The following is an 18,739-nucleotide window of genomic DNA, read 5'->3' on the forward strand; positions in this document are numbered from 1 at the left end:
GTTGGCGCTCATCGACGCCGATCCGCTGCTCGCGTCGCCGCTGGCCGGTGCGCCGGAATACCTGGCGGCGGAGGTGGCCCGCCACGGGTGGGCCGGCGTCTGGCTCACTTGCCGGTGACGATGCCCGGGTTGATGCACAGACCCGGGTTGGCGCCGTTCTTCTCGGCGATCTCCAGGCAGCGGGTCACCTTGTCAACCTTGGCGTTGGTCTCGGTGATCTGCTTGGAGATCTCGGCGTTCTTGCGGTCCTGCTCCAGGTTGCGGGTCTGGGCCAGCTTGTCCTGGAACGCCTTGATGTTGCCCTCGGTCTTGTCGTCGTGGTTGACCCGGGTGATGGTCACCGAGAGGATGTCCACGTCGGTGGTGAGCCGGGTCTCCGCGCTGGACTTGATGTTCGCCGCGAACGGCTTCAGGTCGACGTTGAGGTCGCCGGTCTGAGCGTCGATCTTCTCGAGGGGGTTGTACGCGGCGAAGGCGTCGTTCACCGCGCTGTCCAGCTGCACTCCCACCCGCTGGCCCCGGAAGCTGTCGAAGTCGCCCTTGTAGTCCATGAACTGCTTCGGCGCGTTCTCCGGCTTGACCTGCCACTCGATGAGGACCTCGACGCAGGCGTCGGCGAGCGTGCCGGTGCGGACCCGGACGCAGTTGTTGCCGCCGATGTGGTCGTACTTCTGCCGGCCGGCGTCCCACTCGCCGACCTTCTGCCAGGGCGCCACCCACTTGAGGCCGGAACCGGTCACCTCGCCGGTGGGCTTGCCGAAGCTGGTCACGATGCCGACCGAGCGGATGGGCACCGAGTGGGCGCTGGAGCCGATCCCGACAAGCAGGGTGAGGGCCAGGAAACCGAGCGCGGCGAGAGCGGCGACCCGCTTCAGCTGTCGCGCGGGCGTGACGAGGGCCAGGACGGCGCTTACCGCCAGGGCGGCGGCGAAGACGATCGCCATGGTGAAGCCGACAGGCATGGGGTGGGACCTTCCGCGGGGCTGTGTGGATCATCAATCTAGGAGGTCCGGTCAAGGTCGCGGCGCCGGGGCTCTCGGCGGCACCGCCCGTGGATGCGGTGCCGGCGGGGCGTCGGCGGCGTCGCGGCCCACCGGCTGGCGGGGCGTCGGCGGCGTCGCGGCCCACCGGCTGGGGCCGGCCGGTGGTAAATCTCGCGCCGGCGCATCCGCCGCGTGTCGTTCCAGCGAACCCCGGGTAGGGAATGTCTATCCGGGGGTGCGTGTGTGCTGACCGAGCCGATGCCGGCGGAGACCGTGGAGATCGCGCGCAAGCAGGTCTCGCTGGCTGCCGATGACCTGGACGGCAACGCCGTCGCCACGTTGGTGCTGGAGTTGGCCGAAACCTGGGGCGTGCCGGCGCTCTGGGAACAGGTCTGCCGTCCGCTGCTGGCCGGGCTGTCGGGGCGTACCGCCGCCGAGGTAGCCGTGGAGCACGCCCTCTGCGAGGGTGTCCGGGTCGGGGTGGACGTGTACCGCAGGGAGCCGGGCCGGTCCCTGCCCACCGACGGGGTGCTGCTGGCCGGCGCCGAGCAGGAGGCGCACTGCCTCGGGCTGCACGCGCTCGCCGCCGCACTGCGCGAGCAGGGCCGCGGCTGCCTGCACCTGGGTCCCGCGCTGCCCTGGTCGGCGCTCGCCAGTGCGGTGTACCGGGCCAGCCCGCAGACCGTCGTGCTCTGGTCGCAGACGCCGGTCACCGGCCGCGCGTACCGCCTGGTGCGCTTCGCCCGGGACTTTCCAGGCCTGCGGGTGTACGGCGCGGGGCCGGGTTGGATCGAGCCACTGGGCGCGCCGGTGGGGTATCTCGGCTCGCTGCCGACCGCTGTCGCCGCCTGTCTTTCCGGCGCTCCGCGGCGTGACGCCCACCACATACGATACGGATCGGTGTCGTATCGTTAATGCGCGCCGTACGCTGATCCGCGTTACGAGTCTGACCCGTATCGTATTGCGCGCGGGGAAAGCATGGGGGGAAAACCAGGCATGGAGCTGCACAACAACACCGGTCACCCGAGGAGGTGGGCGATCCTGGGGGTGCTGGTGATCAGCCTCCTCGTGGTCGTCCTCGACAACACGATCCTGAACGTCGCCCTGCGCACCCTGGCCGACCCGGTGCACGGCCTCGGCGCCAGCCAGGGCGAGCTGGAGTGGTCGATCAACTCCTACACGCTTGTCTTCGCCGGGCTGCTGTTCACCTTCGGTGTGCTCGGTGACCGCGCCGGCCGCAAGCGCTTCCTGATGGTCGGTCTGGTGCTGTTCGGCCTGGCGTCGTTGCTCTCCGCGTACGCCGACAGCCCGGCCCAGCTCATCGCCGCTCGCGCCCTGATGGGGGTCGGCGGCGCGGCCATCATGCCGGTGACGCTCTCGATCATCTCCAACGTCTTCGACCCGCGTGAGCGTGGTCGGGCCATCGGTGTCTGGGCCGGAGCCGTCGGTCTCGCCGTGGCCATCGGCCCGATCCTCGGCGGCGCGCTGCTCGAGCACTTCTGGTGGGGTTCGGTCTTCCTGATCAACGTGCCGGTGGTCGTCGCCGGCGTGGTGCTGGTGGGGCTGCTGGTCCCGGAGTCGCGTGACCCGCGGCCGGGCCGGGTCGACGTGCTCGGCGTGCTGCTCTCCGTGGTCGGTCTGGTCGCCCTCTCCTACGGCATCATCGACGGCGGCGAGCACGGCTTCGACCGCCCGATGGCCTGGGGTTCGATAGTGCTCGGCGTCGCGGTGCTCGGCTGGTTCGTGCAGCACGAGCGGCGCAGCGACCACCCGTCGCTGGACGTCCGGCTGTTCAAGGTGCCCCACTTCGCCGCGCCGGTCGCCATCGTCGGCCTGGTGTTCTTCGCCGCGATGGGCTCGATGTTCTTCGGCTCGTTCTACCTGCAACTCGTGCGTGACTACAGCCCGCTGCAGACCGGTCTGCTCTTCCTGCCCTTCGCCGGCGCCCAGCTGGTCTTCGCCCCGCGCAGCGCCGCGATGGTCCGCCGCTACGGCGGTAAGGCCGTCGCCACCGTCGGGCTGGCGTTGACAGTGGTGTCCCTCGGCGCCTTCGTCTTCATCGGCGCCTCCACCCCGATCTGGATCGTGCTGCTCGTCTTCCTCATCCAGGGCGCCGGAATGGCGAACATCATGCCGCCCGCCACCGAGTCGATCATGTCGGCGCTGCCCCGGGAGAAGGCCGGCGTCGGTTCCGCGGTCAGCAACACCATCCGCCAGGTGGCCGGCGCGCTCGGCGTGGCGGTCCTCGGCTCGGTGCTCTCCGCGGTCTACCGCAGCGACATCGGCGACGCGCTTACCGGCCTGCCCACCCAGGCCCGCGACGCGGCCAACGAGTCGATCTCCGGGGCGTACGCGGCGGCGGGCCAGCTCGGCCCGGCGGCGCCGACGCTGATCTCGGCGGCCAACGACGCCTTCGTCACCGCCATGCACTGGGCGGCCGGGCTCTCCGCGGTGATCGCCGCGCTCGGGATCATCGTGGTGCTGCGCTGGATGCCGGGTCGGGACGAGACCAACCTCGCCCCGGCGGCCCCGGTCGCCGAGCCCGAGTTGGCCGGCACGGCATAGGTCCGGGAAGAATGTCGGACATGATGTCCACCGCTGATGCTCCGCGGTCGCCCGGGCGACCGCGGAGCATCCGTGCCGACGAAGCGATCATCGAGGCCACCCTCGATCTGCTCGCCGAAGGCAGCACCATCGAGGCCCTCTCGATCGAGGCGATCGCGGCCCGTGCCGGGGTCGGCAAAGCCACCATCTACCGCCGTTGGGCCGGCAAGGACGCGTTGCTGCTCGACGCGCTGCGCCGGCTCAAGGGCGTCCTGGCGCAGCCGGCCGGGCACTCCGTCCGCGACGATCTGGTGCTGCTCGTCGGCGCGATCGGCAAGAACGTCGACCCGCGAGCCGAAAAGATCATGCCGTGCCTGGCGTCCGCCGTGAACCGGAGCACCGACCAGTTCCAGCTCTACCAGAACATCATCTCGCCCCGACGGAAGTTGATGCGCGAGGTGCTGCGACGCGGCATCGACGAGGGGGTGCTCCGCGCCGACATCGACGTGGAGGTGACGATGGCGCTGCTCACCGGGCCGATGCTGATCCAACGGGTGCTGCAGTGGAATCCGGACCTGGACGAGCAGGCCCTGCCCGAGCGGGTCGTCGACGCCGTACTGGAGGGCATCCGCGCCCGCTGACCGCGTACACGCCGGGGCCGGGTGTGCCGGGGTCCGGCCGGGCACGCCGGGCCCGAGGTTCGGCCCGGCGTCGGTCAGCCGGCCGGGGCGCGCAACCGGTGCAGACGCAGCGCGAGCTGCACCTCCAACGCCCGATCGGGCCGTTGCCAGTCGGCGCCGAGCAGCTGTCCCACCCGCTCCAGCCGCTGGGTCACCGTGTTGACGTGCACGTGCAGTTGCTCGGCGGCCCGGGCCAGGCTGCCACCCACCCCGAAGTACGCCTCCAGCGTCTTCACCAGCGCCGTGCCCCGCCGGGCGTCGTAGTCGACAACCGGCCCGACGGTGGCGCTGAGGAACTGGGTCACGTCCTTCTCGCCCCGGTCACCGACGGTCCCCAGCAGCAACCCGACGAAGCCCAACTCCACGGTGCTCGCCCCCTGACCGGCGCGGCCCAGCGCGCTCAGCGCGGTAAGGCACCGGTCCGCCTCGTGGAACGTGGCGGCCAGCGCCGCCGGCCCGGTCGACGGGCCACTCGCACCGGCGGTCACCGGTCGGCCGGTCACCCGGGACAGATCCCGGGCGACCGCGCGAGCGCTGCCGCCCGCGTCCAGCCCGGGCAGCATCAGCACCACCCGACCGTCGCGCGCGGCGGCCAGTCCACCGCGCGCCGAGGCGTACGTGGTGGCCCAGGAGAGCACCCGCTGGCGGGCCGAGCCGGTCGCCGCGATCGCGTCGTCGCCCACCGCCACCAGCACGTGCGGCGCGTCCAGGTCCACCCCGAGCCGGCGGCCACGGCTGCGCAACGCGTCGGTGTCCCGCAGCGGCCGGGCGATCAGGTCGTCAAGCAGCTCACCCCGGACCCGCCCCTCCGCCTCGGCGACCGTCTGGCGGAACAGCAGCAGCAGCGCTGTCACCAGCGCGGCCCGCTCCAGGATGCGCTGGTCGGCGTCGACCAACTCGTCGTCCGGACGCAGCACGAGCGCACCCAGGTTCTCCGCGCCCGCCACCACCGCCGCGTACCAGAGTGGGCCGCGGCGCACGCTGCGCCCCTCGGTGCGCGACGCCGCCACCGCCTCTACGATGTCCACCCGGTCCGGCTCGTCGATCTCACCAACCCGGGCCAGCAGGCGGCCCTCGGCGTCCAACGCCAGCAGCGCGCCGCCAAGCACCTCGGTCACCGCCGCCGCCACGTCCTCCACCCCGCCGCCGCGCAGCACCAGCGCCGTCATCCGGTCGTGTGCCGCAGCGGCCCGCTCCACCGAGCTGCTGTGCGCCCGGATTGTGGTGTTCGCCGCCGACAGTTCGGCCAACGCCGCGCGGGTCTCGGTGAGCAGCCGGGCGGTGTCGATCGCCACCGCGGCGTGCGCGGCGAGCGAGACAAGCAGTGCCACCTCCTCCCGGACGAACGGCCGCGCCGAACGGTTCGCCGCGTAGAGCACACCGATCGAGGTGGAGCCGAGCCGCAACGGCACCCCGAGGATCGCGACGAGGCCCTCCTCACCGACCCCGGCGTCGATCTCCCCGGTGTGGTGGAAGCGCGCGTCCTCGCCGTAGTTCGCTGTGACGTACGGTGCGCCGGACTGGGCCACCAGGCCACCGAGGCCGGCGCCCATCGGCAGCCGCAGCCGCTGGAAGCGGGCCGAGACCGACCCGTCGGTCACCCGCATGTAGGTGTCGCCGCGCTCGTCGTCGTTGAGCGTCATGTACGCCACGTCCGCGCCGAGCAGGTTGCGGGCCCGGTGCACGATCGCCCGCAACACGTCGTCCAGGTCGCGCAGCCCGGCCAGATCGCTGACCGTGTCGTACAGACCGGACAGCTCGACCTCGCGGCGGCGGCGGCGTTCCAGCAGCGCGCGGACCCGCAGCGCCACCGTCTTGGCCTGCTCCAGCTCGGCCAACCGGTCGGCGGGCACCCCGGCGGCACGCGCGGCCACCAGCGGCCCCTCGAACTCCACCGCCGCGGCCTCACGGGCGAGCAGTTCCAGGAACTCCACAGGCGACGACATGGTCGACATTGTGCTCAGCCCCACTAGTTGGCCGTCCAGCCCCCGTCGAGGGCGATCGACGCGCCGGTGATGAACGCCGCCGGCGGCGAGCAGAGGTACGCCAACAGCTCGGCGACCTCCTCCGGTTCGATCAGGCGCTTGATCGCCGCCCGCGCCAGCATGATCTTCTCAATCACCTCGGCCTCGTCGATGCCGTGGCTGGTCGCCTGGTCGGCGATCTGGCTCTCCACAAGCGCGGTCCGCACGTACGCCGGGTTGATGCAGTTGGCGGTCACCCCGTGCGCGGCGCCCTCCAGCGCCACCACCTTCGACAACCCCTCCAGGGCGTGCTTCGCCGAGACGTAGGCCGCCTTGTACGGCGAGGCGCGCAACCCGTGCACCGACGAGATGTTGACGATCCGACCCCAACCCCGGGCGTACATGTGCGGCAGCGCCCGGCGGATCAGCAGGAACGGCGCCTCCACCATCACCCGCTGGATGTACTCGAAGCGCTCCACGGGGAAGTTTTGAAGCGGCGCGACGTGCTGAAGCCCGGCGTTGTTCACCACGATGTCCACGTCCACGTCGAGGCGGTCCACCGCCGCCGCGTCGGACAGGTCCACGCCCTCGGCCCGGCCGCCGGCCTCGGCGGCCACCGCCTTGGCCGCCTCCAGGTTGCGGTCCACCACGAGCACCTTCGCGCCGGCCGCGCCCAGTCGAAGGGCGCACGCCCGCCCGATGCCACTGCCACCCCCGGTGACCAGGGCGGTCCGACCGGAGAGGTCGACCTGTACGACGTGGGGGACCGCCACGTGTTCTGCCGTCATGGCGCAAGAAGTTACGAGCTGTGCCCTCCCCGGCACATGGGTCGGCGACACATACTCCCGGCCGAAGCTGTGTGGCCCGCCCGCCCTTCCTCGCCCGCCTCCGCCGTCAAGATCCGCGCAACAACGGTGATGTTGCTGCCTCCCGCGCACCAGATGCAGCAACATCCCCGATGTTGTGACGGCCGTGGGGCCGTGAGGCGCGAGGGGGCATGGGCGCGGGCGTGCGGGCGTCAGGCCATGAGGGTGAGGGCGTGGGGCGTGGGGCATGGGGCGCGAGGGCGGGGGTGGGGTGCGGAGGGCGTGTCCAGTGGGGCTGGTGTGCAGGGCGCCGGTTAGGGTGTCGAACACACGTACTGCTGACAGCTGGGGAGGGGGCGGCGTGCGCGTGCTCGGTGTGGACCCGGGGTTGACCCGGTGTGGGGTCGGCGTGGTCGAGGGTGTGCCCGGCCGGCCCTGCACGTTGGTCGCGTACTACGTGGTCTACACCGATCCGGCCGACGACCTGGCGCTGCGGCTGTTGCACCTGGACCGGTCGCTGAGCAAGCTGGTCGCCGAGCACCAACCGGAGAGCGTCGCCGTCGAGCGGGTGTTCAGTCAGCACAACGTTCGTACCGTGATGGGCACCGCGCAGGCCAGCGGCATCGCCGTGCTGGCCGGTGCGCGCGCCGGGCTGCCGGTGCAGACGTACACCCCTAGTGAGGTGAAGGCGGCCGTGACCGGGTCCGGTCAGGCCGACAAGGCGCAGATGACAGCGATGGTCACCCGGCTGTTGCGTCTGGCCGAGCCGCCGAAGCCGGCGGACGCCGCCGACGCGCTCGCCCTGGCCATCTGCCACGTGTGGCGCGGCGGTACCCGCTCCAAGCTGGCGGCGGCAGCCGACCGGGCACGACGAGGAGGAGCACGATGATCGCCAGCGTGCGCGGCACGGTGACCGCGACGGGTCCGGACCAGGCCGTGATCGAGGTCGGCGGTGTCGGGCTCGCCGTGCACTGCGCCCCGGGGACCCTCGCCGAGCTGCGGGTCGGCCAGGTCGCCCGGCTCGCCACCAGCCTGATCGTGCGGGAAGATTCGCTCACCCTCTACGGCTTCGCCGACGACGATGCCAAGTCGCTGTTCGAGCTGCTCCAGACCGCCAGTGGGGTGGGTCCGCGACTGGCCCAGGCGGTGCTTGCCGTGCACAGCCCGGACGCGGTGCGCAAGGCGATCGCCAACGCCGACACGGCGGCGCTGACCCGGGTGCCCGGGATCGGCAAGAAGGGCGCCGAGCGCCTGGTGCTGGAGCTGCGCGATCGGATCGGGCCGGTGCCGATCGGCGCCGACGGCGTGACCGGGGTGACCCGGGGCAGTTGGCCGGAACAGGTTCGACAGGCACTGGTCGGGCTGGGTTGGACGGCGGGCCAGGCCGATCAGGCGGTGGCCGCGGTGGCGGAGTCGATCGAGGGTGAGACGCCGCCGGTGCCGGTCCTGCTGAAGCAGGCCATCCGCCTGCTGGGCCGCACCCGATGAGCGAGACCGACGGACTCGTCTCGGCGTACGTCAGCGACGCGGACCGGGACGCGGAGGCCACGGTCCGGCCGAGGCGGTTGGCCGAGTTCATCGCCCAGGACCGGGTGCGTGATCAGCTCGACCTGTTGTTGCAGGGCGCGATGCGCCGGGGTTCGCCGCCGGATCACATCCTGCTCTCCGGTCCTCCGGGGCTGGGCAAGACGAGTCTGGCCAACATCGTCGCCGCCGAGTTGGGTGCGGGCATCCGGGTGACCAGCGGTCCGGCGATCGAGCGTTCCGGGGATCTGGCGGCGATCCTGACCAGTCTCGCCGAGGGCGATGTGCTCTTCATCGACGAGATCCACCGGATCGCGCGTCCGGCTGAGGAGTTGCTCTACAGCGCGATGGAGGATTTCCGGGTCGACGTGGTGGTGGGCAAGGGGCCGGGAGCGACGGCGATCCCGCTCGATGTCGAGCCGTTCACGCTGGTGGGCGCGACGACCCGTTCGGGTCTGCTGACCGGGCCGATGCGGGACCGGTTCGGGTTCGTCGCTCACCTCGACTTCTACGCCCCTGCGGATCTGGAGACGCTGCTGCACCGTTCGGCGCGGATCCTCGGGGTGCCGATCACGCCGGAGGGCGCGACCGAGATCGCCGGTCGGTCCCGGGGCACGCCCCGGATCGCCAACCGGCTGCTGCGCCGGGTCCGTGACTACGCCGAGGTGCGGGCCGACGGGGTGGTCGATGTCGACACCGCCCGGGCCGCGTTGATCGTGTACGACGTGGACGCGCTCGGGTTGGACCGGCTGGACCGTGCGGTGCTTACCGCGTTGGTCGACTCGTTCCGGGGTGGTCCGGTGGGTCTGTCCACGCTCGCGGTGGCGGTGGGGGAGCAGCCGGACACGGTCGAGGAGGTCTGCGAGCCGTTCCTGGTCCGGGCTGGCCTGTTGGCCCGTACACCGCGGGGGCGGGTGGCCACGGAGGCGGCTTGGCGTCATCTGGGACGCACTCCGCCGAATGGTACATTTGGTGCAGATAGTCCACCTGTGCCCGACTTGTTCTCGTTGGATGTCGATCAGCCGTGATGTGAACGTGATCTGTGCCGCATTCGGCGTTCCCAGGTGCAGGGTTTAGACTTCGCCGCGGTCTGTACAGGACGTGAGAATCCGCCTCCGCTCCGGCACCCACGGTGCCGGGGAGGTGGCCAATGGGAAGGTCAGTAACCGTGCATTTGGCAGCAGCGGGTGGCGGGGCCGGCGGTTTCACGCCGATCCTGATGATCGCCCTGCTCTTTGGCGTCATGTATTTCATGATGATCCGGCCCCAGCAGAAGCGCCGTCGTGAGGCGGAGGCGATGCAGTCCAACCTCGGCCCCGGCGACGAGGTCGTGACCATCGGTGGGCTCTACGGCACGGTCACCGGCATCGAGGACGACACCGTTCTGATCGAGGTCGCACCGGGCGTGCAGACGCGCTACGCCCGCCCGGCCATCGCCCGGGTGGTCACCCGCGCGGAGCTGCCGAGCGAGCCGGCCACCGAGGACGCGGACACCGCAAAGGACTGACCCCCTCCCCGCCGGGAGCGGCGAGGCCGGCGTACGGCCGGTCGACCCGGCTTCCGGGTCGTCGCGCCGACGGGGCAGTGGACGAGACGTGAAAACTAAATAGTTGGGTCGACGCCGGGCGTCGGCACGTAGCCGTGACCGTCGGCGTTCCGCGCCGGGGTGCCGGTCCTCGTGTCAGCATCCCGTCGGCTCAAGGCAGACCCGTCGGGCGGGATCACCGGCCCGACACCGCCGTCGCTGCGCAGAGCGGCGCGACCGTACAGGGAGACAGGACAGCCGTGGCACCACCTCAGGGACAGATGCGCCCCGGGCGGCAGCTCGCCGTGCTCGGGTTCATCTTCGTGGTCCTCTATCTTCTGGTGTTCTTCTCCGGCGCCAGCGGCAGCTTCAAGGACCGGCTCGAGCCAAAGCTCGGCCTGGACCTGATCGGCGGCACCCGGATGACGCTGGAGGCGACCAACTCCATCGACGGCAAGCCGCCGACGGCGGAGAACCTCGAGGAGGCTCGGCAGATCATCGAGAACCGGGTCAACGGGCTCGGCGTGGCCGAGGCCGAGGTGGTCACCGAGGGCAACCGGAACATCGTCATCTCCCTGCCCGGTGAGAACCGGAACCTCGACGAGGTGGGCAGCGCGGCGGAGCTGCGCTTCCGCAAGGTGCTGAAGGCGGCGGACGGCAGCGGGACGATCGCCGCGCCGCCGTCGGCGGCGCCGACCCCGTCGGGCAGTGCCGTGCCGACCCCGTCCGGTGGCGCGACCCCGACCCCGTCGGGCAGCGGCGCGCCGAAGGTGAGTTCGTCGCCCAGTGGCGGTCAGGGCGGTATGGCCCCCGCGTCGCCCAGCGCCACGCCGACGCCCTCCGCGTCCGCGGCGCCGAGCGCCAGCGCCAGCGCGCCGGCCCCGACCGCCAGCGCCGAGCCGGTGCCGGCAAGCGTCGAGGAGCAGCGCAAGGCCGTCGAGCAGAAGGTCGGCGCCGCCGCCTGGCAGGCCGCCAACGGGCTGCAGGCCCCGGCCGACCTGACCGCCGACCCGTCGTTGGCGGACAAGCTCAAGCCGTTCGGCACGTTGTCGCCGCAAGAGGTGGCCGTGTTGCCGGCGCAGATGCAGTTCAACGTGCCCACCATCGGCTGCGCTCAGCTCGACAAGCGCCCCCCGGCGTCGATCTCCGCCGAGAAGCAGCAGGTCGTCGCCTGTGAGGACGGTGCGTCGAAGTACCTGCTCGACCAGGCGAAGGTGCTCGGCACCGACGTGGACGACGCCGACGCGGTGCTGGACCAGACGAACGCCTGGGTGGTCAGCCTGGACTTCACCGGCGACGGTCAGGGCAAGTGGACGGCGCTGACCCGTGAGGCGTTCAACAACGAGGGTCAGGCCTGCGACGCGACAGCGCTGGGTCAGGACGGCAAGTGTCGGGTCGCCGTCGTGCTCGACAACGAGATCGTCTCCTCGCCGGAGATCCAGGGTGTGCTGACCGGCAACTCCCAGATCACCGGCAACTTCAACCAGAAGGACGCCAGCGCGCTGGCCGGCCAGCTGCGCTACGGCGCGCTGCCGGTGACCTTCAAGGCGCAGGAGTCGCAGAACGTCACCGCCACGCTCGGCGCGAGCCACCTGCGTGCCGGTCTGCTCGCGGCGGGCATCGGCATGCTGCTGGTCATCATCTACTCGTTCTTCTACTACCGGCTGCTCGGCTCGGTGATCTTCCTGAGCCTCATCCTCTCCGCGCTGCTCGTCTTCGGGGCGCTCGTGGTGCTCGGCCGGCAGATCGGCTTCACGCTCACCCTCGCCGGCATCGCCGGCATGATCGTCTCACTCGGTGTGGCGGCCGACTCGTTCGTCATCTACTTCGAACGATTGAAGGACGAGATCCGGGAGGGGCGCAGCCCGCGTAGCGCCGTGCCCCGCGCCTGGGTCCGGGCCCGCCGCACGATCATCTCGGCCAACGCGATCACCCTGCTGTCCGCTGTGGTGCTCTACGTGGTCTCGGTCGGCACGGTCAAGGGCTTCGCCTTCGCGCTCGGTCTGGCCACCGTGCTGGACCTGGTCGTGGTCTTCCTCTTCCGACACCCGATCATGACGATGTTCGCCCGGACCCGGGCGTTCCTGTCCCCGCGGGTCAGCGGTCTGGGCCGGGCACTGCCGGCCCGTAACCAGCCGACTCAGCAGCCCCGCAACCCGCGCGCCAAGGAGGCCTGAGATGGCTGAAAACGGTCTGGCGAGCCGCCTCTACAACGGCGAGGCCGGTCTCAACATCGTCGGCCGGCGCAAGCTCTGGTTCAGCGTCGCCGGGGTCCTGGTCCTGATCGCGATCCTCAGCTTCTCGATCCGCGGGTTCAGCCTGGGCATCGAGTTCGCCGGCGGCAACTCGTTCCAGGTGCCGGCGAGCGTCGGCACTCTGGACGACGCCGAGCGCGGGGTCGACGCGGCGCTCGTGGCGGAGAACACCGGCACCGACGTGGTCACCGCCCAGAAGGTCGGCGGCCCCGGTGGCGACTCCTACGAGCTGCGTACCGGGCAGCTCAGCCCCGAGCAGGCGAACGCGGTGAAGGCCCGGATCGCCGACCGCTTCGGCATCAACGCCGACCAGATCAGCGGCAACCAGGTGAGCGAGGCCTGGGGCAGCCAGGTCACCGAGCGGGCCGTGCTCGGCCTGGTCATCTTCATCGCGCTGGTGATGGTCTACCTGATCCTGCGCTTCGAGTGGCGGATGGCGGTCGCCGCGGTCTCCTCGCTGATCACGAACCTGATCCTGACCGCCGGCATCTACTCGCTCGTCGGCTTCGAGGTCACCCCGTCGACGATCATCGGCTTCCTCACGATCCTGGGCTTCGCGCTCTACGACGTGGTGGTGGTCTTCGACAAGGTCCAGGAGAACACCCGCGGCATCACCGCCAACAACAACCAGACGTACGGCGAGGCGGCCAACCTGGCCGTCAACCAGAGCCTGATGCGGTCGTTGAACACCTCGGTGGTCGCCCTGCTGCCGGTCGGCGGTCTGCTCTTCATCGGTGCCGGCCTGCTCGGCGCCGGCACGCTGAAGGACCTCGGTCTGGTGCTGTTCGTCGGTATGGCGGTGGCGTTCCTGACCTCCATCCTGGTGGCCACGCCGCTGCTGGCCCTGCTGAAGAACTACGACCCGCGGATCCAGGCGCACAACAAGCGCGTCCTGGCCCGGCGGGGCGCGCTCGCCCGGGGCGAGGTCGCCGGCAAGGGTGCCGTCAGCCCGACGTCGGCGACCGAGGAGTCGGTCGACCCGGATGCCGCCGCGCTGGCCGGTGCCGCGCCCAAGGTGGGCGCTCGTCCGGCGGGTAAGCGGCCGACCGGTGCCCGCGGCGGTCGCCCCGGTGGCGGCGGCAACCGGCCGGGTGGCGCCAAGCGGCGCTGACCCGCCACGAAACAACCGAACGGCGTCCGGCATGCTGTGCGAACAGCCCGGGACGGTGTCCAAGCGCCTCGGCTCGACCGAGGACGTCGACACCGTCCCAGCCGGGCGCCGTCGTCGTCGAAGGGAACGCAACAGCCGTGACGGAGACCCACAGCACCGCGGCGCGCGGGGACATCGGCCCGGAGGCCGCCCGACTGGTCGCCAGCCGGGTGTTGGACGTACCCGACTTCCCCAAGCCCGGCGTCATGTTCAAGGACCTGATGCCACTGTTCGCCGACGGGGAGGCGTTCCGTGAGGTGACCGACGGCATCGTCGCGTACCACGGTCGGGACGCCTTCGACGTGGTGGTCGGCATCGAGGCCCGCGGGTTCGTCGTCGCCGCGGCCGTCGCGTACGCGGCCGGGGTCGGCGTCGTGCCGGTCCGGAAGGCCGGCAAGCTGCCCCGCCCGGCGCACTCGGTGTCCTACGCGCTCGAATACGGCGAGGCCACCCTTGAGGTGCACGAGGACGCCTTCACCGCCGGGCACCGGGTGCTCGTGGTCGACGACGTGTTGGCCACCGGCGGCACCGCCGAGGCGACGCTCGACCTGGTCGAGCGGGCCGGCGGCACCGTCACCGGCTTCACCGTGCTGCTGGAGCTCGGTTTCCTGGGCGGCCGGCAGCGGCTGGCACCGCGTCCCGTCCATGCCCTGCTGACCGTTTGACCCGGTCGGTGCCGGACTGACCGGTTGCTGGCAGACTCGTTGGGCGGCGCCCGTGCCGACCGTCCGGCGGAGCGGCAGCGGACCGTGTGTGCGGGTAGCATTGCCCATTGCTGACGCCGGCGGCACGTCGCCCGGCGGCGCGAGACCAGGCCGGCCGATTGTTCGGCAGGTGATTTCCCGGCGAGCGGTGAGGAGGCCGGTGTCCCACGATGTCGTCCCTCCGGCGGAGGGCACGGTGCACCCGACAGGCGACGCTGACGGCACGGTGACCGACCGGGCAGGCGACGCGCCAGCCCGGGTGACGGGCGCCGGCAGCGGCTCTGGACGGGCTGCGGGCGAGAGCGCGGCAGGTCCGACAGGGGGCCCGCCGAGCGTCGAGGCGTCCCCCGGTGCCGACGGGGTGGTGGTGCCGTTCCCGAGCGACACCGGCGTCGACCCGTCGCCGAGCGGTGGCTTCGGGCTGTCCAACGCGCCCACCGGGCGGCGGGTGCGGGCCCGGCTGGCCCGGTTCAACGCGCCCTGGCAGACCTCGCAGGTCAGCGAGGTGCTGGAGCCGCTGATCGCGAGCCACCGGGACAACCACCCCAAGGCCGATGCCCGGCTGCTCCAGCGCGCCTTCGACACGGCCGCGCGGTGGCACTCCGGGCAGTACCGCAAGTCCGGTGACCCGTACATCACCCACCCGCTCGCGGTGGCGACCATCCTGGGCAACCTGGGGATGGACACCACCACGCTTGTCGCCGCGCTGCTGCACGACACCATTGAGGACACCGAATACACACTCGACGCGATGCGCGCCGACTTCGGTGGCGAGGTCGCCCTGCTCGTCGACGGCGTCACGAAACTCGACAAGGTCAAGCTGGGTGACGCGGCCAAGGCCGAGACGATCCGCAAGATGGTCGTGGCGATGGCCAAGGACCCGCGGGTGCTGGTGATCAAGCTGGCCGACCGGCTGCACAACATGCGCACCCTTACCTTCCTGCCCCGCCCCAAGCAGGAGCAGAAGGCCAAGGAGACGTTGGAGATCCTGGCGCCGCTGGCGCACCGGCTCGGTATGAACACGATCAAGTGGGAGCTGGAGGACCTGTCCTTCGGCACGCTGTTCCCGAAGCGCTACGAGGAGATCAACAGGCTGATCGGGGAGCACCAGCCGCAGCGCGAGTCGCTGTTGCGGCAGGTGACGCAGAAGGTCGGCACCGACCTGAAGGCCGCCAAGATCAAGGCGGAGACCACCGGTCGGCCGAAGCACCTCTACTCGATCTACCAGAAGATGATCGTGCGGGGTCGCGACTTCAACGACATCTACGACCTGGTGGGTGTGCGGATCCTTGTCGACACGGTGCGCGACTGCTACGCGGCGTTGGGGGTCATCCACGCCAACTGGCAGCCGGTGCCGGGCCGGTTCAAGGACTACATCGCGATGCCCAAGTTCAACATGTACCAGTCGTTGCACACGACTGTCATCGGGCCCACCGGCAAGCCGGTGGAGATGCAGATCCGCACGTACGCGATGCACCGCACCGCGGAGTTCGGCATCGCCGCGCACTGGAAGTACAAGGAGCACAAGGGCACCCAGATCGTCGGCCCGCCGGCGCACATCGACGAGATGACCTGGCTGCGGCAGCTGCTGGACTGGCAGCGGGAGGCGGCCGACCCGAGCGAGTTCCTGGACGCGTTGCGCTTCGACCTGTCCAGCCAGGAGGTGTACGTCTTCACCCCCAAGGGTGACGTCATCCCGCTGCCGACCGGCTCCACGCCTGTGGACTTCGCGTACGCGGTGCACACCGAGGTGGGGCACAAGTGCATCGGGGCGCGGGTCAACGGCAAGCTGGTGCCGTTGGAGTCGACGCTGTCCAACGGCGACGTGATCGAGATCTTCACCTCGAAGTCCGAGACCGCCGGCCCGACGCAGGACTGGCTCGGCTTCGTCAAGAGCCCGCGGGCGCGCACGAAGATCCGCCAGTACTTCAACAAGGAGCGGCGCGAGGAGGCGATCGAGGCCGGCAAGGACGCGATCGTCAAGGCGATGCGCAAGCAGGGCATGCCGTTGCAGCGGATGCTCACCTCCGACGCGCTCATGTCGATCGCGCGGGACCTGCACCTGGCCGACGTGGCGTCGCTCTACGCGGCGGTCGGCGACAGCCAGGTCTCCGCCCAGTCGGTCGTGCAGAAGCTGATGGCCGCGTACGGCGGCGAGGAGGGCGCGGCGGAGGACATCGCCGAGACCGCCGTCGCCACCCGGCCGCCGCGCAGCCGGCAGAGCAGCAACGACCCCGGGGTCGTGGTCCGCGGCGTCAGCGACGTCTGGATCAAGCTGGCGCGCTGCTGCACCCCGGTCCCACCGGACTCGGTGTTCGGCTTCGTCACCCGCTCCGGCGGGGTCAGCGTGCACCGCGACGACTGCGCCAACGCCGAGGACCTGCGGGCCCAGAGCGAACGGGTGGTCGAGGTGAGTTGGAAGCTCACCTCCGCCTCGACCTTCCTGGTCGCCATCCAGGTCGAGGCACTGGACCGGCACAAGCTGCTTGCCGATGTCACCCGGGTGCTCTCCGACGAGCGGGTGAACATCCTCTCCGCCACCGTCACCACCACCCGCGACCGGGTGGCGGTGAGCCGGTTCAGCTTCGAGATGGCCGACCCGAAACACCTGGGCCACCTGCTGGCCACGGTCCGCAAGGTCGACGGCGTCTTCGACGCCTACCGGGTCACCTCCGGCGCCTGAGGCGTACCCCGGGGACACGACAGCGCCCGCCGGCTCGGCCGGCGGGCGCTGTGTCGTCTGGACGCGGGTGTCAGCTCTGCGGCGGGCTCATCGTGAGGTCCTTGATGATGACCTCCTTCTTCGGGTGGCCACCACCGGCCTGCTGGGCGAACGCCCCGTCGTCGCCGGCCTTGGCCACGTCCTTGACGAGGTCCATGCCACCGGTGATGGTGCCCAGCACGGTGTACGCCGGGTCCAGCGGCGAGTCGCCGTAGACGATGAAGAACTGGCTGCCGGTGCTCCCCGGATCCTGGGACTTGGCCATCGCGATGACACCCTCCGGGTACGGCGGGCGCTTGTCGGTGGGCAGGTTCTCCTCGGCCATCCGGTAGCTCGGGCCGCCCTGGCCGTCGGTGTCCCGCCAGCCGTTGCCGGTGGCGCTGGGGTCACCGCACTGCAACACCTTGATGCCCTCGCTCACCAGGCGGTGGCACTTGGTGTTGTCGAAGAAGTTCTTCTCCGCGAGGTAGGTGAAGCTGCCCGCCGTGCACGGCACCTTCGAGCGGTCGACCTTGGCGGTGATCGGGCCCAGGTTGGTGTCGATCGTCATGGTCTGGATGCCCTTGGCGGACTGCTGGTTGCTCGGCACCCCCACGTCCTTGATCTGCGGGGGGCGCTGCTCGGTGGGCAGCGCGTTGTACGCGCACTCGGCCGCGCCCGCCGCCGGCGCGGCGGTGTCGCTCTTGTCGTCGTCGCCGCCGAGGCTCACCGCCAACCAGACGGTGCCGGCGACCACGAGCACCAGCGCGGCGGCCGCGCTGACGATCGCCTGCGTCTGCCGGCGCTTGCGGGCCTTGGCCGCGCGCTCGGCCATCTCCTTCTCGAGCCGGGCGCGTGCCGCCGCGCGCTGCCGCTCTCTGGTGGACGTCACGCCTGGATCCTCCTGGCTGTCTGCTGCTGGGTGCCGCTTGGTTGTGGGTGGTGGCGGCCGGTCAGCCGGCGCTGGGACTGCTGGACGGCGCGCCGGAGGCCGACGGCGCGGGTGCCGCCGCGGTGACCGGCTCACCGACGGTGAGACTCTGGATCGTCACGTCGGTGCTGGGCTTGACCTTCGCCCCGCTCCCATTGTCCACGGTCGGGAGCGCACCGATCTTTTCCACCACGTCCAGCCCGCCGGTCACCCGGCCGATCACCGGATACTTCGGGTCAGCGGTGGTGAAGTCCTTGAAGAAGATCAGGAACTGGCTGCCGTTGTTGCCCGGCGGGTTGGCGATCATCGCCACGGTGCCCTTCGGGTACGTCGGCGGCTGCCCGGGTGCCGGACTTGCCGACGGTGACGCCGACGGCACGGTGGGCAGCTCCTCGTCGTAGAACGAGTAGGTGGGCCCGCCCAGGCCGGTGCCGCTCGGGTCGCCGCAGCGCAGCGCGCCGTCGGCGGTGATCTCGTGGCACTTGGTGTTGTCGTAGAACGACCGGCTCGCCAGGTGCGCGATGCTCGCCGCCGCACACGGCGAGTTGGTCAGGTTGAGTTCCGCGGTGATCGGACCGCCCTGGTTGGTGGTCACCGTCATCGCACGGGTGCCCTCGGTGGGCAGGCCCTTGCTCTCCGGCGTGCCGACGTCCTTGAGGTTGGCGTTGCCCGCCGCGTCCTGCGGCGTCCAGAGGCAGGTGTCCTCGTTTGCCGTGTTCTGCTTCGAGTCGGAGTCGAACGCCCCGAGTGCCCAGGCGGAGCCGGCCACGACCAGCACCAGGATCAGGGCGGCGCCGACACCGGCCTGGATCTGCCGACGACGCCGCGTGGCGGCGGCCCGGCGAGCCAACTGCCGGTCGAGCTTGGCCCGCGCCAGTTTGCGCTGCCGGTCCCTGCTGGAAGCCACAGGTGCTCCCCTTTCCTCTACCTGGTCGTCGCCGGCGACCGGGCGTCCCGGCCCGTCCGGGCGTC

The 18,739-nt window shown here is 71.0% G+C and carries 16 protein-coding genes; 11 read left to right on the forward strand and 5 right to left on the reverse strand.

The window, feature by feature from the left end; genetic code table 11:
- Nucleotides 1-104: 104 nt before the first annotated feature.
- Nucleotides 105-962, reverse strand: coding sequence for an SPFH domain-containing protein (locus tag AB0B85_RS31880; RefSeq protein WP_357413190.1), 858 nt, complete (start codon nucleotides 960-962; stop codon nucleotides 105-107).
- Nucleotides 963-1,226: 264 nt separating this feature from the next.
- Here AB0B85_RS31880 and AB0B85_RS31885 point away from each other — a divergent pair, with 264 nt between their 5' ends.
- The 3 genes from AB0B85_RS31885 to AB0B85_RS31895 all read left to right on the forward strand — a co-directional run bounded on the left by AB0B85_RS31885 (nucleotide 1,227) and on the right by AB0B85_RS31895 (nucleotide 4,168).
- Entirely contained in the window at nucleotides 1,227-1,898 is a 672-nt protein-coding gene (locus AB0B85_RS31885) for a transcriptional regulator (RefSeq protein WP_357413192.1), read from the forward strand.
- An 81-nt stretch (nucleotides 1,899-1,979) separates the two neighbouring features.
- Nucleotides 1,980-3,548 carry an MFS transporter gene (locus AB0B85_RS31890; protein WP_357413241.1) on the forward strand — a complete coding sequence of 523 codons (1,569 nt, stop codon included), beginning with the start codon at nucleotides 1,980-1,982 and terminating at the stop codon, nucleotides 3,546-3,548.
- An 11-nt stretch (nucleotides 3,549-3,559) separates the two neighbouring features.
- Nucleotides 3,560-4,168 carry a TetR/AcrR family transcriptional regulator gene (locus AB0B85_RS31895; RefSeq protein WP_357413194.1) on the forward strand — a complete coding sequence of 203 codons (609 nt, stop codon included), beginning with the start codon at nucleotides 3,560-3,562 and terminating at the stop codon, nucleotides 4,166-4,168.
- A gap of 74 nt (nucleotides 4,169-4,242) precedes the next feature.
- Here AB0B85_RS31895 and AB0B85_RS31900 read toward each other — a convergent pair whose 3' ends face one another.
- Nucleotides 4,243-6,162 carry a helix-turn-helix domain-containing protein gene (locus AB0B85_RS31900; RefSeq protein WP_357413196.1) on the reverse strand — a complete coding sequence of 640 codons (1,920 nt, stop codon included), beginning with the start codon at nucleotides 6,160-6,162 and terminating at the stop codon, nucleotides 4,243-4,245.
- Nucleotides 6,163-6,176: 14 nt separating this feature from the next.
- On the reverse strand, nucleotides 6,177-6,959 hold the full coding sequence (locus AB0B85_RS31905) for a 3-hydroxybutyrate dehydrogenase (protein WP_357413198.1): 783 nt from the start codon (nucleotides 6,957-6,959) through the stop codon (nucleotides 6,177-6,179).
- 379 nt (nucleotides 6,960-7,338) lie between these two features.
- On the opposite strand from AB0B85_RS31905, the gene ruvC reads away from it, so the two are divergent.
- From ruvC to AB0B85_RS31945, 8 genes are all read left to right on the forward strand, one after another.
- Nucleotides 7,339-7,866: a crossover junction endodeoxyribonuclease RuvC gene (ruvC, locus tag AB0B85_RS31910; protein ID WP_357413200.1), complete on the forward strand. Its 528-nt coding sequence runs from the start codon at nucleotides 7,339-7,341 to the stop codon at nucleotides 7,864-7,866.
- Complete coding sequence (gene ruvA / locus AB0B85_RS31915) at nucleotides 7,863-8,465, forward strand: Holliday junction branch migration protein RuvA (RefSeq protein WP_357413202.1); 603 nt, start codon at nucleotides 7,863-7,865, stop codon at nucleotides 8,463-8,465. The genes ruvC and ruvA overlap by 4 nt, the downstream gene beginning before the upstream one ends.
- The gene (ruvB, locus tag AB0B85_RS31920) at nucleotides 8,462-9,529 is read left to right on the forward strand and encodes a Holliday junction branch migration DNA helicase RuvB (RefSeq protein WP_357413204.1); all 1,068 of its coding nucleotides are present in this window, start codon (nucleotides 8,462-8,464) and stop codon (nucleotides 9,527-9,529) included. The genes ruvA and ruvB overlap by 4 nt, the downstream gene beginning before the upstream one ends.
- A 122-nt stretch (nucleotides 9,530-9,651) precedes the next feature.
- On the forward strand, nucleotides 9,652-10,008 hold the full coding sequence (gene yajC / locus AB0B85_RS31925) for a preprotein translocase subunit YajC (protein ID WP_357413206.1): 357 nt from the start codon (nucleotides 9,652-9,654) through the stop codon (nucleotides 10,006-10,008).
- Nucleotides 10,009-10,286: 278 nt separating this feature from the next.
- A complete protein-coding gene (gene secD / locus AB0B85_RS31930; protein ID WP_357413208.1) occupies nucleotides 10,287-12,203 on the forward strand; it encodes a protein translocase subunit SecD in 1,917 nt (638 codons plus the stop codon).
- A 1-nt stretch (nucleotide 12,204) separates the two neighbouring features.
- A complete protein-coding gene (gene secF / locus AB0B85_RS31935; RefSeq protein ID WP_357413210.1) occupies nucleotides 12,205-13,392 on the forward strand; it encodes a protein translocase subunit SecF in 1,188 nt (395 codons plus the stop codon).
- Between the two features lie 137 nt (nucleotides 13,393-13,529).
- Nucleotides 13,530-14,096, forward strand: a complete 567-nt coding sequence (locus AB0B85_RS31940) for an adenine phosphoribosyltransferase (protein ID WP_357413211.1) — start codon at nucleotides 13,530-13,532, stop codon at nucleotides 14,094-14,096.
- Nucleotides 14,097-14,295: 199 nt separating this feature from the next.
- Nucleotides 14,296-16,818 carry a bifunctional (p)ppGpp synthetase/guanosine-3',5'-bis(diphosphate) 3'-pyrophosphohydrolase gene (locus AB0B85_RS31945; RefSeq protein WP_357413214.1) on the forward strand — a complete coding sequence of 841 codons (2,523 nt, stop codon included), beginning with the start codon at nucleotides 14,296-14,298 and terminating at the stop codon, nucleotides 16,816-16,818.
- A gap of 70 nt (nucleotides 16,819-16,888) precedes the next feature.
- On the opposite strand, the gene AB0B85_RS31950 is transcribed toward AB0B85_RS31945, so the two are convergent.
- Nucleotides 16,889-17,728 (reverse strand): peptidylprolyl isomerase, encoded by an 840-nt coding sequence (locus AB0B85_RS31950; protein ID WP_357413216.1) that lies wholly within the window; start codon nucleotides 17,726-17,728, stop codon nucleotides 16,889-16,891.
- A gap of 61 nt (nucleotides 17,729-17,789) precedes the next feature.
- A complete protein-coding gene (locus AB0B85_RS31955; RefSeq protein ID WP_357413218.1) occupies nucleotides 17,790-18,674 on the reverse strand; it encodes a peptidylprolyl isomerase in 885 nt (294 codons plus the stop codon).
- Nucleotides 18,675-18,739 lie beyond the last annotated feature (65 nt).

Source organism: Micromonospora sp. NPDC049044, from assembly GCF_040649215.1.
GTDB lineage: Bacteria > Actinomycetota > Actinomycetes > Mycobacteriales > Micromonosporaceae > Micromonospora.